General features: G+C 72.7%; 12 protein-coding genes and 2 pseudogenes. 8 read left to right on the top strand and 6 right to left on the bottom strand.

All coding sequences use genetic code 11. The annotated features are described in order from the left end of the window. Positions 1–49 precede the first annotated feature (49 nt). Entirely contained in the window at positions 50–1,030 is a 981-nt protein-coding gene (locus tag QSK52_RS15000) for a serine protein kinase RIO (RefSeq protein WP_285736518.1), read from the bottom strand. 407 nt (positions 1,031–1,437) lie between these two features. On the opposite strand from QSK52_RS15000, the gene QSK52_RS14995 reads away from it, so the two are divergent. From QSK52_RS14995 to QSK52_RS14980, 5 genes and pseudogenes are all read left to right on the top strand, one after another. Further along, positions 1,438–1,851, top strand: a complete 414-nt coding sequence (locus QSK52_RS14995) for a helix-turn-helix domain-containing protein (RefSeq protein ID WP_285736517.1) — start codon at positions 1,438–1,440, stop codon at positions 1,849–1,851. 5 nt (positions 1,852–1,856) lie between these two features. Beyond that, positions 1,857–2,210 (top strand): DUF4180 domain-containing protein, encoded by a 354-nt coding sequence (locus QSK52_RS14990; RefSeq protein WP_435053259.1) that lies wholly within the window; start codon positions 1,857–1,859, stop codon positions 2,208–2,210. 243 nt (positions 2,211–2,453) lie between these two features. Continuing rightward, positions 2,454–4,724, top strand: a pseudogene (locus QSK52_RS14985) (M9 family metallopeptidase); the annotation flags it as partial. 117 nt (positions 4,725–4,841) lie between these two features. After that, positions 4,842–5,087 (top strand): annotated as a pseudogene (locus tag QSK52_RS39670) (PPC domain-containing protein); the annotation flags it as partial. A 112-nt stretch (positions 5,088–5,199) separates the two neighbouring features. Continuing rightward, the gene (locus QSK52_RS14980) at positions 5,200–5,787 is read left to right on the top strand and encodes a dienelactone hydrolase family protein (protein WP_285736515.1); all 588 of its coding nucleotides are present in this window, start codon (positions 5,200–5,202) and stop codon (positions 5,785–5,787) included. Positions 5,788–5,798: 11 nt separating this feature from the next. On the opposite strand, the gene QSK52_RS14975 is transcribed toward QSK52_RS14980, so the two are convergent. Beyond that, positions 5,799–6,899 (bottom strand): winged helix DNA-binding domain-containing protein, encoded by a 1,101-nt coding sequence (locus QSK52_RS14975; protein WP_285736514.1) that lies wholly within the window; start codon positions 6,897–6,899, stop codon positions 5,799–5,801. A 198-nt stretch (positions 6,900–7,097) separates the two neighbouring features. On the opposite strand from QSK52_RS14975, the gene dnaE reads away from it, so the two are divergent. After that, complete coding sequence (gene dnaE / locus QSK52_RS14970) at positions 7,098–10,631, top strand: DNA polymerase III subunit alpha (protein WP_285736513.1); 3,534 nt, start codon at positions 7,098–7,100, stop codon at positions 10,629–10,631. A gap of 62 nt (positions 10,632–10,693) precedes the next feature. Here the strand turns inward: dnaE and QSK52_RS14965 are convergent, their stop codons facing one another. From QSK52_RS14965 to QSK52_RS14955, 3 genes are all read right to left on the bottom strand, one after another. Next, the gene (locus QSK52_RS14965) at positions 10,694–11,230 is read right to left on the bottom strand and encodes an RDD family protein (protein ID WP_285736512.1); all 537 of its coding nucleotides are present in this window, start codon (positions 11,228–11,230) and stop codon (positions 10,694–10,696) included. A gap of 89 nt (positions 11,231–11,319) precedes the next feature. Next, positions 11,320–11,769 carry a type II toxin-antitoxin system PemK/MazF family toxin gene (locus tag QSK52_RS14960; protein ID WP_285736511.1) on the bottom strand — a complete coding sequence of 150 codons (450 nt, stop codon included), beginning with the start codon at positions 11,767–11,769 and terminating at the stop codon, positions 11,320–11,322. Between the two features lie 38 nt (positions 11,770–11,807). Continuing rightward, on the bottom strand, positions 11,808–12,692 hold the full coding sequence (locus tag QSK52_RS14955) for a LysR family transcriptional regulator (protein WP_285736510.1): 885 nt from the start codon (positions 12,690–12,692) through the stop codon (positions 11,808–11,810). Positions 12,693–12,763: 71 nt separating this feature from the next. On the opposite strand from QSK52_RS14955, the gene QSK52_RS14950 reads away from it, so the two are divergent. After that, on the top strand, positions 12,764–13,591 hold the full coding sequence (locus tag QSK52_RS14950; RefSeq protein WP_285736509.1) for a dihydrodipicolinate synthase family protein: 828 nt from the start codon (positions 12,764–12,766) through the stop codon (positions 13,589–13,591). A gap of 169 nt (positions 13,592–13,760) precedes the next feature. After that, positions 13,761–14,807 carry an aspartate-semialdehyde dehydrogenase gene (locus QSK52_RS14945; protein WP_285736508.1) on the top strand — a complete coding sequence of 349 codons (1,047 nt, stop codon included), beginning with the start codon at positions 13,761–13,763 and terminating at the stop codon, positions 14,805–14,807. Between the two features lie 77 nt (positions 14,808–14,884). On the opposite strand, the gene QSK52_RS14940 is transcribed toward QSK52_RS14945, so the two are convergent. Further along, complete coding sequence (locus tag QSK52_RS14940) at positions 14,885–15,676, bottom strand: hypothetical protein (RefSeq protein WP_285736507.1); 792 nt, start codon at positions 15,674–15,676, stop codon at positions 14,885–14,887. Positions 15,677–15,684 lie beyond the last annotated feature (8 nt).

Here is a 15,684-nt window from a genome sequence, read left to right as displayed (position 1 = left end):
CGGGGTGAGGGGAGGTCAGGGGACGGCCGGGCCGGGGCGGGCCGGTGGGTCAGCGGCGGAGGCGGGCGTCGGTGGCGAGGGAGTCGACCAGGGCCTCGACGCTCTCGGGCGGGAGGCCGCGGGAGACGAACCAGGCGCCGACGTTGCGCACGTCCCGCTCCAGGAAGGAGAGGCCGCGGGGGTTGGCCACCACGTCGACGATCTGCGGGACGTCGATGATCACCAGGCGGCCGCGGTGCACCAGGATGTTGTAGGCCGAGAGGTCGCCGTGCGCGTAGCCGTCGTAGGCCAGCAGGGCGAGGCTGCGGCCCAGCTGCGCCCACAGGTCGTCGATGTCGGCCTCCTCGGCGCGCAGTTGGGCCAGCCGGGGGGCGGCCGTGCCGTTCTCGTCGCCGACGAACTCCATCAGGATCTCGGTGCCGGTGATCTGCACCGGGTACGGCACGGCGACGCCCGCCGACCAGAGCCGGCACAGCGCGGCGAACTCGGCCGCCGCCCACTGGCCGGCGATCGCCTCCTTGCCGAAGGCGGTGCGCTTGGCCATCGCCCGGGTGACCCGGGACTCCTTGTGCTGGCGGCCCTCCAGGTAACCGGAGTCGCGGTGGAACATCCGGTGCTGGGCGTCCCGGTACCGCTTGGCGGCCATCAGGGTGCGGCGGGAGGTGCCGGGGACGGCGCGCTCCAGCAGGAAGACGTCCGCCTCCTTGCCGGTCTTCACGATGCCCAGCTCGGTGTCGACGGCCGCGAGTTCGGTGACGACCCAGTCGGGGCGCGGCTCGGGGCCCTTCTCGGTCGGGGTGGACTGGTCCCACGTCGACCAGCGGTCGCCCGTGGCGGGGCCGTCGGTCACGGGGGCGGCGTACTGCTGCTCCTCGGGCTCGGCGTCGGCGCCGAGGTCGAACCCGGTGGAGGCGAAGTAGTCGTACTCGGGCTGGGAGTCGTCGAAGCGGTCGGCCCGGCGGCCGCGACGGGAAGCGCCCTTGGGGCGGATGCGGGAGAAGGAATCGCTGTCGGCAAAGCGCTCGCGCACTGCGGTGGCTCCTGGGGAGTGGCCCACCGGGGCGCGGGATGTCGCGCGGTCAGCCGGTGGGGCGAAGACGGGGGGAGGCGGATGGCGCGCACACGAAAGCGCGCCGCGTCACAGCGGCAACCATCGGTCCACACCTCCTCTCGTCGGGCCCGCGAGCGCGCAGGGCGCGGCGGGACGGGAACACCTTAGGCGCGGGGGCGGACGCGGCGCAAAGGGTTTTTCGGGGGCGGGGCAGGGCGGGGCGGCGGCTGCGGGGCGGTGGATGGTCGGGCGCGCAGTTCCTCGCGCCCCCGACGGCGCGCGGAGCCGGAGCGGGGGAGGGGAGGGCACGGGGGCAAGGATGGCGTGTCAGGGCGTATCGCTCTTCGTTGAGCTGTAAGGTGGGGAGTGTTAGGGAAGGATGAGGAGTGAACGATTTCTATTCTGTCGAGGACGTGGCGGAGCTGCTCGGGCTGCACGTGAAGACCGTGCGCGGGTACGTGCGGGACGGGAAGCTCAAGGCGGTGCGGATCGGGAAGCAGTACCGGATCGCCCGGGCGGAGGTGGAGGCGTTCACCGGGGGCGGGGTGTCGGCGGGGCCGGCCCGGGCGGACGTCTCGGCGGTGGTGCAGGTGGACGGGGTGGGTGCGCGGGAGGCGGACCGGCTGGTGACGGGGGTGCTGGCGGCGGCGTCGGCCTGGTCGGGCGGGCCGCGGCCGCTGTGGGTGCAGGCGGTGCGGGAGGAGGAGCGGAGCGCGTTGCGGTTCGTGGTGATGGGCCCGCCGCGGCGGGTGTCCGAGGTGCTGGCGTTGGTCGACGACCTGACGGGGGGCCTGAAGTGACCGGTGTGCAGGAGCTGGGCGGGGTGCTGGTGATGGTGGTGGCCGCCGAGGGGGAGGCGGTGGCGGGGGAGCGCCAGGCGCTGGACCTGCTGGGCGACGCGTACCACCAGGGGGCGTCCTGGGTGGCGGTGCCGGTGCAGCGGCTGGGGGCGGAGTTCTTCCGGCTGCGCAGCGGGGTCGCGGGGGCGGTGGTGCAGAAGTTCGCGCAGTACCGGACGGGGCTCGCGGTGGTGGGGGACGTCGCGGCGCACGTCGCGGGGTCGGAGGCGCTGCGCGACTTCGTCCGGGAGAGCAACCGCGGCCTGCAGCTGTGGTTCGTCGCGGACCTGCCGGAGCTGGCGGGGCGGCTGGCGGCCTGAGCGGCGGGGGCCGACCGGAGGGTTATGACCGGCAGTTGACTTGAGCACGGGGTCTTTCGGTGCCAGGTGACATGTGCAACTGTACATGTCACCGGCCGCCGCGGGGCACCTCGGCGGCCTCCCCACCCTCCGCCGTGCCCCGAAGACACGGCGTCGTATCGGCCCGGAGGCCCCCACGTGCGAACCTTCCGGATGACCCTCGCGTCCGCAGGACGGACGTTGAGTCTGCTGTTGTCCCTCTGTATGGCCCTCGGGTTCCTCGGCGCGCTGGCGCCGGGGGCCCGGGCGGCGACCCAGGCCGAGCGGAAGCCGGCCAACTCCGAGAAGTCCGGGGCCGCCGCCCGGGCCCTCGCGGCCGACAAGGCGGCGAAGGCGGGCAAGGAGGCCCCGCTGAACTCCGCGGCGGCCGAACGCCGCAAGGACTCCGCCAGCAACGTCCGCTCGGACGCCGGCAAGCGCCCGCCGCTGGCGGTGCCGGGCGCGCCCGGCGGGCTGCCGGGCGAGGTGCCCGCCGCGACCACGACCTGCAACGCCGCGGACTTCACCGGTCGCTCCGGTGCCGACCTGGTGGCGCAGATCAAGGCGTCCACCGTGGACTGCGTCAACTCGCTGTTCCTGCTGAAGGGCAACGACGCGAAGGCGGCCTTCAACGAGACGCAGATGGTGACCGTCGCCAACGCGCTGCGCGACCTGTCCGCCGCCTACCCGGGCGACGACTCCACCTCGGCCCACCAGGTCGTGCTGTACCTGCGGGCCGGTTACTACGTGCAGTGGTACAACGCGGACGCGGTGGGCACCTACGGCAGCGCCCTGAAGGGCGCGATCGAGGGCGGCCTGGACGCCTTCTTCGCCAACGGGCACGCGTGGGACGTCACCGACGCGAACGGCGAGACGCTCGGCGAGGCCGTCACCCTGATCGACAGCTCGCTGGAGAACGCCCGCTACCTGAAGGTCGTCGAGCGGCTGCTGAACGGCTACGACAGCAGCTACGACGCGTCCTGGTACATGGTCAACGCCGTCAACAACACCTTCACGGTGTACTGGCGCGGCCACCAGAACAGCGACTTCCTGCCCGCCGTGGAGGCGGACCCGGCGGCGCTGGACACCCTGCAGTCCTTCGCCACCCGCAACTTCGGCCTGCTCGGCGGCAACAACGACTTCCTGGTCGCCAACGCGGGCCGCGAGCTGGGCCGCTTCCTCCGCTACCCGGACCTGCAGGGCAAGGTCCGCCCGATGGTCAAGGGCCTGCTGGACCGCAGCTCGATCACCGGCAGCACCGCCTCGCTGTGGGTGGGCCTGGCCGAGATGACCGACAGCTACGACAAGGCGAACTGCGCGTACTACGGCACCTGCGACCTGGCGAACCGGGTGAAGGCCGCGGTGCTGACCGTCGACTACGCCTGCAGCAACAGCATCGAGATCATCGCCCAGGCGCTGACCGCCGACCAGCTCGCCACCGCCTGCACCAGCCTCAAGGGCCAGGACGCGTACTTCCACAACGTGGCCAGGGACAACGGCCCGGTCGCGGACGACCGGAACACCACCATCGACGTGGTGGTCTTCCACTCCAGCAGCGACTACCAGAAGTACGCGGGCATCGTCTTCGGCATCTCCACCAACAACGGCGGCATGTACCTGGAGGGCGACCCGGCCGCGGCCGGCAACCAGCCCCGGTTCATCGCCTACGAGGCCGAGTGGGTCCGCCCGGACTTCCAGATCTGGAACCTCAACCACGAGTACACCCACTTCCTCGACGGCCGGTTCGACATGTACGGCGACTTCGACGCCGGGATGACCACCCCGACCGTCTGGTGGGTCGAGGGCTTCGCCGAGTACGTCAACTACGGCTACCGGGGCGCCGACTACACCGCCGCGATCGACCAGGCCGGCCGGCACACCTACGCGCTGTCCACCCTGTTCGACACCACCTACGACAACGCCGACCAGACCCGGATCTACAACTGGGGCTACCTGGCCGTCCGCTACATGCTGGAGCAGCGCCGCTCCGACATGGACGCCGTCCTGGCCGAGTACCGCACCGGCGACTGGGCCGGCGCCCGCAGCATCCTGAAGACCACCGTCGGCACCCGCTACGACGCCGACTTCGACACCTGGCTGACCGCCTGCAACGCCGGCGCCTGCGGCAAGGGCTCCGGCACCACCCCGCCCACCACCCCCGGCGGCGACTGCACCTCGGCCAGCCCCCAGCAGATCGACCTCGGCTGCACCCGCAAGGACGCCTCCGCCGCGGCGGGCGACTACGCGTACTTCTACCTGTGGGTCCCGGCCGGCACCGCCAGCCTGACCGTCAGCTCCAGCGGCGGCACCGGCAACGCCGACCTGTACTACAACGCGGCCACCTGGGCCACCACCGGCGCCAACACCGCCAAGTCCACCAACAGCGGCAACACCGAGACCCTGACCATCGCCAACCCCGCCGAGGGCTGGAACTACGTCAGCCTCCACGCGGCCGGCGGCCAGCCGTTCTCCGGCGTCTCCGTCACCGCCGCCACCGGCACCGCCACCACCCCGCCCGGCAACGGCGGCGAGTGCACCGCCGCGGACACCCGCCGGCTCGACAAGGGCTGCGTCCGCAGCAACGTCTCGGCCGTCAAGGGCGACTACGCGTACTTCTACGTGTGGATCCCGGCCGGCACCGCCAGCCTGAAGGTCAACGCCTCCGGCGGCACCGGCAACGCCGACCTGTACTACGACGCGGCCACCTGGGCGACCACCGGCGCCAACACCGCCAAGTCCACCAACAGCGGCAACACCGAGACCCTGACCGTCGCCAACCCCGCCGAGGGCTGGAACTTCGTCAGCCTCCACGCCGCCGGCCAGGACTTCGCCGGCGTCACCGTCAGCGCGAGCTTCTGAGCCCGCCCGCACCGAACGGCCCGGCCCACCGCACCGGTGGGCCGGGCCGCCGCGCGTCCCGGGATGGGCGATCATGGTGGGACCGCACCCGCAGCACCGAGGAGCCCGACCCGTGGCCGAGATCGTCCTGTTCCACTCCGCGTACGGCCTGCGCCCCGCCGTCGCCGCGGCCGCCGACCGGCTGCGCGCCGCCGGGCACACCGTGCACACCCCCGACCTGTACGAGGGGGAGACCTTCGACGAGCTGGAGGAGGGCATGGCGTACCGCGACCGGGTCGGCAACGACGAGTTGCTGCGCCGGGCCGTCGGGGCCGTCGCCCCGCTGCTGCCGGCCCGGGGCGGGCTGGTGTACGCCGGGTTCTCGCTCGGCGGGTCGCTGGCGCAGAACCTGGCGCTCGCCGACGAGCAGGCCCGCGGCCTGCTGCTCCTGCACGGCACCTCCGACCTGCGGGAGGACGCCGCGACGGAGATCCCGGTGCAGCTGCACGTCGCCGAGCCGGACGCGTTCGAGTCCGAGGACTGGCTGAACACCTGGTACCTGCTGATGACCCGGGCCGGGGCCGACGTCGAGGTGCACCGCTACCGCGGCGCCGGGCACCTGTACACCGACCCCGACCTGCCCGACCACGACGCCGAGGCCGCCGAGCGGACCTGGGCGGCCGCGCTGGCCTTCCTGGCGGAGCTGGACGCGCAGGGCTGAGGGGGGCCGCCTCAGGACGCGAACACCACCCGGCGGGCGTCCGCGTCCGGCTCCAGGAAGGCCAGCAGCCGCTCGCCCTCCCGCTCCAGCTCCGGGCGGCGGCCGTGCGGCAGCAGCGGGGTGAGGGTGAGGACGGCCGTGCCGCGCTCGCACGCGTGCTCCCACACGCCCGCGACCAGGCCGTCCACCAGGTAGGAGGCCAGCAGCGTCCCGTTGACGGCCCGGTAGACCTGCTGGTGGATCGCGGCGGGCAGCATCCGGGTGCGGTCGGCGTGCGAGAGCAGGGCGGCGTCCCACTTCGGCAGGAAGCGCACCGGCAGCTCGCCGTCCGGTTCGGCGGGCGGCGGGGCGTCGGGCAGGTCGAGCAGCTCGCGGCCGTCCTCGGCCCGGTAGCGGACCAGCCCGTCGGCCCCGTCCAGCTCGGCCAGCGCCGGGTCGACCTGGCGCAGCCGCAGCCCGGTGAAGTGCGCGAGGTCGGCGCGCGAGGCCGGGCCGTAGCCCGCCAGGTAGCGGCGCAGCAGGCGGGCGGTGGCGGCCGGTTCGGGCGGCAGCTCGCCGTTCCACAGGACCATCCGGGGCTTGCCGTGCGCCCGCCAGTGCCCGGACGGGGCGACGTGCACCAGCGGGAGCAGCGCCCGCGGGTAGTGCAGCAGGTCCGCGGTGCGCACCCGGCCGCCGGAGGCCGCGGCGGTGTGCTCGCGCAGCTCCTCGGCACTGCGCGGGACGGCGGCGAAGGCCCGCAGCGAGGCCTCCAGGGCGGCCTCGTCCAGGTCGGCGTCCCTGTGCCGTCCGCGCAGCTCGGTCAGCCAGCGGCGGCGCCAGGCCGCGGCGAAGTGCCCGTAGTCGGCGCCGGGGACGAGGTGCAGGGTGCCGCGCATCAGCGTCGACTTGACCACCGTGCCGTCCAGCAGCGCGGCCTCCAGCTGCCGGTGGTCGAAGCCGGGCAGCCGGGTCCACAGCGCCAGGTGCGGGGAGGGCGAGTACTGGGCCTGCAGCGCGGTCAGCCGGGTCACCGCCGCGGCGGCGTCCGGCGCCCCGGTGCGGTGCAGCAGCTGGCGGCCGAAGTAGGAGGCGGTCAGCTCGCGGTCGGAGAGCGTGCGGGCGGGTGTCACGGGGCCTCCTGGCGGGCGGGCGGGGCGGTCGCGGGGACGGCCCAAGCTAACAGCCCGTCAGGACGGCCGGGGCTCCGCGGGAGGGCTCCGCGGAGGATTAGACTCGGGGGCGCGATCCCGGAAGCCGTGGTCCGAGCCGTGGTGGTGGCTCGGGCCGCACGTGTTTCAGCCCTCTCCCAGGACCCCGGAGGCCCCGCCTTGAGCGACCAGCCGTACGCGCACCTGCACGTCCACACCGAGTACTCGATGCTGGACGGCGCCGCCCGGTTGAAGCAGCTCTTCCAGGAGGTCGAGCGGCTCGGCCAGACCCACGTCGCGATGACCGACCACGGCAACATGTACGGCGCCGCGGAGTTCCACAAGCAGGCCACCGCGGCGGGCATCACCCCGGTGATCGGCATCGAGGCGTACGTCGCCCCGGACTCCCGGACCAACACCAAGCGCGTGCTGTGGGGCCAGCCGCACCAGAAGAAGGACGACGTCTCGGCGTCCGGCGCGTACACCCACAAGACCATCTGGGCCCGGAACAAGGAGGGCCTGCACAACCTCTTCAAGCTGACCTCGCGCTCCTACGCGGAGGGCTGGCTGGTGAAGTGGCCCCGGATGGACAAGGAGATCATCGCCGAGCACGCGGCGGGCCTGATGGCCACCACCGGCTGCCCGTCCGGCGAGGTGCAGACCCGGCTGCGGCTGGGGCAGTTCGACGAGGCGCTCCGGTCGGCGGGCGAGTACCAGGAGATCTTCGGCAGGGAGAACTACTTCCTGGAGCTGATGGACCACGGCCTGGAGATCGAGCGGCGGGTCCGCGACGGGCTGGTCGAGATCAGCCGGAAGCTGAACATCCCGCCGGTGGTCACCAACGACTCGCACTACACCACCGAGGCCGACGCGGGCGCGCACGACCTGCTGCTGTGCGTGCAGACCGGCAAGAACCTCTCCGACCCGGACCGCTTCCGGTTCGACGGCACCGGCTACTACATCAAGTCGGCCGCCGAGATGTACGCCCTGGACTCCTCGGACGTCTGGCAGGAGGGCTGCCGCAACAGCCAGCTGCTGGTCGCCCAGCGGGTCGACACCGAGGGCATGTTCCAGTTCAAGAACCTGATGCCGCGCTTCCCGATCCCGGAGGGCTTCGCGTCCGAGGCGGAGTTCTTCCGGTCCAAGGTCTGGGAGGGCATGGACTGGCGCTTCCCGAACGGCTACGACGAGGAGCACCGCAAGCTCGCCGAGTACGAGATGGACACCATCGTCCAGATGGGGTTCCCGGCGTACTTCCTGGTGGTCGCGGACTTCATCATGTGGGCCAAGAGCCAGGGCATCGCGGTCGGCCCGGGCCGCGGTTCGGCGGCCGGTTCGCTGGTCGCCTACGCGATGGGCATCACCGACCTCGACCCGATCCCGCACGGCCTGATCTTCGAGCGCTTCCTCAACCCCGAGCGCATCTCGATGCCCGACGTCGACATCGACTTCGACGAGCGCCGGCGCGGCGACGTGATCCGCTACGTGACCGAGAAGTGGGGCGCCGACAAGGTCGCCATGATCGTCACGTACGGCACCATCAAGGCGAAGGCCGCGATCAAGGACTCCTCCCGGGTCCTGGGCTACCCGTACGCGATGGGCGACCGGATCACCAAGGCGATGCCGCCGGACGTGATGGGCAAGGGCATCCCGCTGTCCGGCATCACCGACCCCTCGCACCCCCGCTACGGCGAGGCGGGCGAGATCCGCAGCCTGTACGAGAACGACCCCGACGTCCGCAAGGTGATCGACACCGCCCGCGGCATCGAGGGCCTGATCCGCCAGCCCGGCGTGCACGCGGCGGGCGTGATCATGTCGGCCGAGCCGCTGACCGACCACATCCCGGTGTGGACCCGGCACACCGACGGCGTCACCATCACCCAGTTCGACTACCCCACCTGCGAGGGCCTCGGGCTCCTCAAGATGGACTTCCTCGGCCTGCGCAACCTGACGATCATGGACGACGCGGTCAAGGCGATCGAGAAGAACAAGGGCGTCAAGATCGAGCTGCTCCAGCTGCCGCTGGACGACAAGCCCGCCTACGAACTGCTCGCCCGCGGCGACACGCTGGGCGTCTTCCAGCTCGACGGCGGTCCGATGCGCTCGCTGCTGCGCCTGATGAAGCCCGACAACTTCGAGGACATCTCCGCCGTCCTGGCGCTGTACCGGCCCGGCCCGATGGGCGTCAACTCGCACACCAACTACGCGCTGCGCAAGAACGGACAGCAGGAGATCACCCCGATCCACCCCGAGCTGGAGGAACCGCTCCGGGAGATCCTCGAACCCACCTACGGCCTGATCGTCTACCAGGAGCAGGTGCAGAAGGCCGCGCAGATCCTGGCCGGCTACTCGCTCGGCCAGGCCGACCTGCTGCGCCGCGCGATGGGCAAGAAGAAGAAGGAGATCCTGGAGGCCGAGTTCGTCCCGTTCCAGAAGGGCTGCCGGGAGCGCGGCTACTCGGACGCGGCGATCCAGGCGGTGTGGGACGTGCTCGTCCCGTTCTCCGGCTACGCCTTCAACAAGGCGCACACCGCGGGCTACGGGCTGGTCTCGTACTGGACGGCCTACCTGAAGGCCAACTACCCGGCCGAGTACATGTCGGCGCTGCTCACCTCGGTCAAGGACGACAAGGACAAGTCCGCGGTCTACCTCAACGAGTGCCGCAAGATGGGCATCCAGGTGCTCCCGCCGGACGTCAACGAGTCGGACGCCGACTTCACCCCGCACGGCAGCGACACCGTCCGGTTCGGCCTGACCGCGATCCGCAACGTCGGCGGGCCGGTGGTGGAGTCGATGATCCGCACCCGCAGGGCCAAGGGGAAGTACACCTCCTTCCCGGACTTCCTGGAGAAGGTCGAGTCGGTGGTGTGCAACAAGCGCACCGTCGAATCGCTGATCAAGGCCGGGGCGTTCGACTCGCTCGGACACACCCGCAAGGGCCTGAGCGCCCAGTTCGAGCCGATGATCGACAACGTGGTGGGGATCAAGCGCAAGGAGGCCGAGGGGCAGTTCGACCTCTTCGGGGGCGACTCCGTCTCGGACGAGCCGTCCTTCGGGCTGGACGTGGTGTTCTCCGAGGAGGAGTGGGAGAAGTCCTTCCTGCTCACCCAGGAGCGCGAGATGCTCGGCCTGTACGTCTCCTCGCACCCGCTGCACGGCATCGAGCACGTGCTCGCCGATAAGGCGGACTGCGCGGTCGCCGACCTGGCCGACCGGCCCGACGGCAGCATCGTCACCATCGGCGGCATCATCTCCGGCCTGCAGCGCAAGATGACCAAGCAGGGCAACGCCTGGGCGATCGCCACCGTCGAGGACCTGGCGGGCTCGATCGACTGCATGTTCTTCCCCGCCAGCTACCAGCTGGTCTCCTCCCAACTGGTCGAGGACGCCGTGGTGTTCGTCCGCGGCAAGCTCGACAAGCGGGAGGACGTGCCGCGGCTGATGGGCATGGAGCTGTCGGTGCCCGACCTGAGCAACGTCGGGGCGCAGCTGCCGATCGTGATCACCGTGCCGGAGAACAAGCTGACCCCGCCGATCGTCGGCCGGCTCCGCGAGGTGCTCACCCACCACAAGGGCAGCACCGAGGTCCACGTCCACCTGCGCGGCCGGAGCAAGACGGTGGTGCTGCGGCTCGACCGGCACCGGGTCAAGTCCGACCCGGCGCTGTTCGGCGACCTCAAGCAGCTGCTCGGGCCGAGCTGCCTGGCCGGCTGAGCGTGCGCGGGGGCCCCGGCGGAGCGTGATCTCCGCCGGGGCCCCCGCGCACGTCGGGGCGGTCAGGCCTCCTTGACCACCAGGGTCTTGGCGGCCTTGTCGTGGAAGCACTGCTGGAGCGGCTTGTCCCACAGCAGGGACAGGCAGTTGACCAGCGAGAACAGGCCGCCGACGACCGGGACCAGGCCCGGGCCGCCGTAGACGCCGGCCCGGGTCCACAGCTCGTTGTCGGTCGGACGCCCGCCGTGGGCCGCGCTGACCACGCGCAGCTTCATCGCCTTCTTGCCGACGGTCTGGCCGTGCTGGGTCAGCAGCATGCCGCCCTCGTAGCCGACCAGGACGACCGCGGCGAGCAGGTAGTAGACGAAGATGCTCGGCGAGATCAGGTTGACGACGATCAGCGGGATGAGCAGGACCGCCAGGTCGATCAGGCGGGCCAGGAAGCGGTCCACCGGCGCGGCCAGCACCCGGGTGCCCGGGGCGGGCTGCACGCCGGGCGGCGGGGGCGGGGCCAGCCAGCCCGGGAACCCCGCGCCCTGCGGGTACTGGCCGTACGGCTCCTGCGGAGGCCCGTATCCGGGAGGGGTGTTGCTGCTCATGCGTGCGACTCCAGCTCAACTGTGGGGAATCCTGGAGCCGTTGTACCGGTACGGGGGTGAACGGGGAAGGATGATCCGACAATCGTTACTCAGTGCCAGCGGTAACGGCGCCGCAACGCGTCGACGACCAGCTGGAAACGGGCCCGGTCCAGGGCGCACGCCTCGCGCCGCATCCCGCCGTCGCGGACCCGGAACACCCGGTCCAGCGCCACCCAGGAGTCCCGCCCGCTGCGGTCCCACGGGCCCGCGCCCAGCGGCACCCAGTCCCGGTCGTCGTCGTGCCCCTTGCTGGACAGCATCACCGTCAGCAGCGAACCGCCCGGCTCCCGCGCCACCACCAGCACCGGCCGGTCCTTGCCCCGCCCGTCGTTCTCCTCGTACGGCACCCACGTCCAGACGATCTCGCCCGGGTCCGGGTCGCCGTCGTGGTCCGGTGCGTACTCGGTGCGCACCGGGCCCACGCCCTCGGCCCGGACCTCCACCGTGGCGTCCGGGCCGAACCGGCCCGGCTGTTCCTGCTGCTCGTTCAACTGATGCATGGCGGAAGGCTAGCGACCGACCGTGAACGGCGGGAGGGTCAGGCCGAGCGGAGTTCGGCCGGGACGGCCGCGTGCAGGGCCGCCGCGAACGCCGCCACCGCCGGGTGCGCGGCGCTGCCGGAGCGGAAGGCGGTGCGGGTGCGCCGGTACAGCGGCAGGCGGGTCAGCACCACGCCCGGCGGACACCGGTCGGTCCCCAGGTGCGGCACCAGCGCCACGCCCTGACCCACCGCGACCAGGGCCAGCTGGGCGGCGAAGTCGTCCACCCGGTGGCGCACCCGCGGGCTGAACCCCGCCGACTGGCACACCCGTTGGACCATCGCGTGGCAGAGCGTCCCCGGCGGGGAGACGATCCACGGGCTCTCCCGGTGCCCGGCCAGGGTGCCCGCCGAACCGGCCGCCAGGTACAGCGGCTCGGCGAACACCGGGCCGGTCAGCGCGATCCCGTCCTCCGGCTCGCCCGGCACCAGGTCGTACTCGTGCACCAGGGCCACGTCCAACTCGCCCGCGCGCAGCGCCCCCGCCACCGCCGCCGGGTCCACCTCGCTCACCATCGCCTCCAACTCCGGGTGCCGGGAGGACAGTTCGGCCAGCGCCGCGGGCACCAGGGCGCGCACCGCGGACGGGAAGGCGCCGATCCGCAGCGGCCCCGCCAGTCCCCGCCGGGCGTGCGCCAGCTCGGCGTCCGCCCGCTCCAGCAGCTCCAGCACCGCCTCGGTGTGCCGCACCAGGTTCCGCCCCGCCGGGGTCAGCGCCACCCGCCGCCCCGTCCGCTCCAGCAGCGGCACCCCCGCCTCCCGCTCCAGCACCGACAGCTGCTGGGACACCGCCGAAGGGCTGAACGCCAACGCCTCCGCGACCGCCGCGATCGTCCCGTGGTGGGCCAGTTCGCGCAGCAACCGCAACCTTCGCACATCGAGCATCGGCCCAGCTTACGAGAAGCATCGGAAACGTGAACTGGACCTGCACGGTCGCCGCCCGGCAGGCTTCCCGCATGGAACTCCACGGCATCCACGTCCCCCTGGTCACGCCCTTCGACGCCGACGGCGCCCTCGCCCTCGACGCCCTGGAACGGCTGGCCCGCGACAGCCTGGAGGCCGGAGCGGCCGGACTGGTCGCCCTCGGCACCACCGGCGAGCCCGGCTCGCTGACCGACGCCGAACAGGACGCGGTGATCGGGCTCTGCCGCCGCGTCACCCACGAGTACGGCGCCGTGCTCACCGTCGGCGCCGGGCACGGCGGCACCGCCCGCACCGCCGAAGCCCTCACCGCCCTGGACGGCCGGGCCGACGCCGCCCTGGTCGCCGTCCCCGCCTTCGTCCGCCCCGGCGCGGCCGGCGTCCTCGCCCACTTCCGGGCCCTCGCCGGGAGCAGCCCGCTGCCGCTGGTGATCTACCACATCCCGTACCGCACCGGGCAGCCGCTGGACGCCGCCACCCTGCTGGAGCTGCTCGCGCTGCCCGCGGTGGCCGGGGTCAAGTACGCGCCCGGCGGCATCGACGAGGAGACCGTCGCCCTGCTGGCCGCCTCCCCGCGCGGCGTCATGGCCGGGGACGACCTGTTCCTCTCCCCGCTGCTCGCGCTCGGCGCCGACGGCGGCATCCTCGCCTCCGCCCACCTGGAGACCGCCCGCTTCGTCGCCCTGCACCGGGCCTGGCAGGACGGCGACGCCGCCCTCGCCCGCAAGCTCGGCGCCGAACTCGCCGCGGTCTCCCGCGCCGCCTTCGCCGGGCCCAACCCGACCGCGCTCAAGGCACTGCTGCACCGAGCCGGGCGCATCCCGACCCCTGCGGTGCGACTGCCGCTGCTCGCGCACGCCTGAGCGGCGGCGGACCGCACGCAGGATTTCCGGTGGGAAGGGGCCCGCGCAGGAGGGATTGCCGCCCCGGACGGCAAGCGTTCACGCTTTGGGACACCCCCGCCGAAACCCGCTCTGACAAGGCATGATGGGCCGGGACAACCGGCACAACCGGTAGCAGGAGGAGAGACGGATGAGGATCGGCATCGTAGGTGCCACCGGTCAGGTCGGCGGCGTGGTCCGCGAGATCCTGGCGGAGCGCGCTGATTTGTCTGGTGGATTGGGCCCGGTCGAGCAGCTGCGGCTGTTCGCCTCGGCCCGCTCGGCGGGGCGCACCCTGCCCTGGAAGGACACCGAGGTCACCGTCGAGGACGCCGCCACGGCCGACTACAGCGGCCTGGACATCGTGATCTTCTCGGCGGGCGGCGCCACCTCCAAGGCGCTGGCCCCCAAGGTCGCCGCCGCCGGAGCCGTCGTCATCGACAACTCCTCCGCCTGGCGCCGCGACCCCGAGGTCCCGCTGGTCGTCGCCGAGGTCAACCCCGACGCGATCGCCGAGCGCCCCAAGGGCATCATCGCCAACCCGAACTGCACCACCATGGCCGCGATGCCCGTGCTGCGCCCGCTGCACGAGGAGTCCGAGCTGGTCGCCCTGGTGGTCTCCACCTACCAGGCGGTCTCCGGCTCCGGCCTGGCCGGCGTCTCCGAGCTGCACGAGCAGGCCCGCAAGGTCGTCGACGGGGCCACCGCCCTCGTCCACGACGGCGCCGCCGTCGAGTACCCGGCGCCCGGCGTCTACCAGCGCCCGATCGCCTTCAACGTCGTCCCGCTCGCCGGGTCGATCGTCGACGACGGCAGCAACGAGACCGACGAGGAGCAGAAGCTCCGCCACGAGAGCCGCAAGATCCTCGGCATCCCCGAGCTCAAGGTCTCCGGCACCTGCGTGCGCGTCCCGGTCTTCACCGGCCACTCGCTGCAGGTCAACGCCCGCTTCGCCCGCCCGCTCGCCCCCGAGCGCGCCGTCGAGCTGCTGACCGGCGCCCCCGGCGTCGTGCTCACCGACATCCCGACCCCGCTGCAGGCCGCGGGCCAGGACCCGAGCTACGTCGGCCGGATCCGCGCCGACGAGACCGTCGAGCACGGGCTGTCGCTCTTCCTGTCCAACGACAACCTGCGCAAGGGTGCGGCCCTCAACGCCGTGCAGATCGCCGAGCTGGTCGCGCAGGAGCTGCGCGGCTGACCCTCGGGTCGTGCCGTGCCGTGTCGTGCCGTGAGGGCCCCGGGTCGCCGCCCGGGGCCCTTCGGCGTCCCGCCCGCTCACTGACCCGGGTGCGCCGTCGTCCCGTCGGCCGCCAGCGGCAGCTCCGCGGACACCGCGGAGGTCGTCCACTTGTCGCCCGGCGCGTACCACTGGAACGTCCCCGACCCGCGGACCGGGACGTTCAGCGACAGTGCGCCCCCGGCGTCCGTGGTGGCGGCGGCCAGGGTGGTCCAGGTGCTGCTCCCGGCCGGACGGAACTGCAGGTACGCGGTGGCGCCCTGCTGCGGGATGACGGCGTTGCTGTCCCAGTCGGCGCGCTGCAACCGGCCCCGGACGGTCACCGCCTCCCCGGTGGTCGCCCGGGCCGGGGCGTCGGCCAGGTCGATCAGGGCGGTGCGCTTGAGGGAGAAGCCGGCGGCGTTCTTCGACACGTAGCGGTCACCGTCGCGGGCCCGGACCCGCAGGTCGACGAACCAGCTCCCGGCCTGGTCGTCGAAGAGCGCCCGGGCGGTCGCGGCGACCGTCGCCTCACCGCGGCAGCGGGCCGTCGTCCCGGACCCGTCCAGCGGGGTGCAGGTCATCGGGCCCACCTTCAGCACCGCGTAGTTCGGGCCCCACAGGCCGATCGGGTCCACCGCGCGGATGCCGGAGTCGTCGCGCGCCGTCACCTCGACCGTGACCGTACGGGTCTCGGCCGGGCCCAGCTCGACCGTCCGGCCCTGGTTGACCACGACCGACACCAGCGCGGTGTCCCCGCTGGACGTCTCCGGCGCGGTCGCGGGCACCAGCACGACGGCGACCGCCCCGACCGCCGCCACCGCGCACAACGCCACCGCACTCTTCCGCACGGTGTCCC

The sequence above is a fragment of the Kitasatospora phosalacinea genome (assembly GCF_030268885.1).
GTDB classification, from domain to species: Bacteria; Actinomycetota; Actinomycetes; order Streptomycetales; family Streptomycetaceae; genus Kitasatospora; species Kitasatospora phosalacinea_C.
This window is presented reverse-complemented; position numbering and strand designations above follow the sequence as displayed.

Excerpts from the sequence above, each read along its gene's own strand:
- QSK52_RS14960 (WP_285736511.1), bottom strand. The coding sequence starts at position 11,769 with ATGCATCAGTTGAACGAGCAGCAGGAACAGCCGGGCCGGTTCGGCCCG.
- QSK52_RS14965 (WP_285736512.1), bottom strand. The coding sequence starts at position 11,230 with ATGAGCAGCAACACCCCTCCCGGATACGGGCCTCCGCAGGAGCCGTAC.
- QSK52_RS14955 (WP_285736510.1), bottom strand. The coding sequence starts at position 12,692 with ATGCTCGATGTGCGAAGGTTGCGGTTGCTGCGCGAACTGGCCCACCAC.
- QSK52_RS14950 (WP_285736509.1), top strand. The coding sequence starts at position 12,764 with ATGGAACTCCACGGCATCCACGTCCCCCTGGTCACGCCCTTCGACGCC.
- QSK52_RS14945 (WP_285736508.1), top strand. The coding sequence starts at position 13,761 with ATGAGGATCGGCATCGTAGGTGCCACCGGTCAGGTCGGCGGCGTGGTC.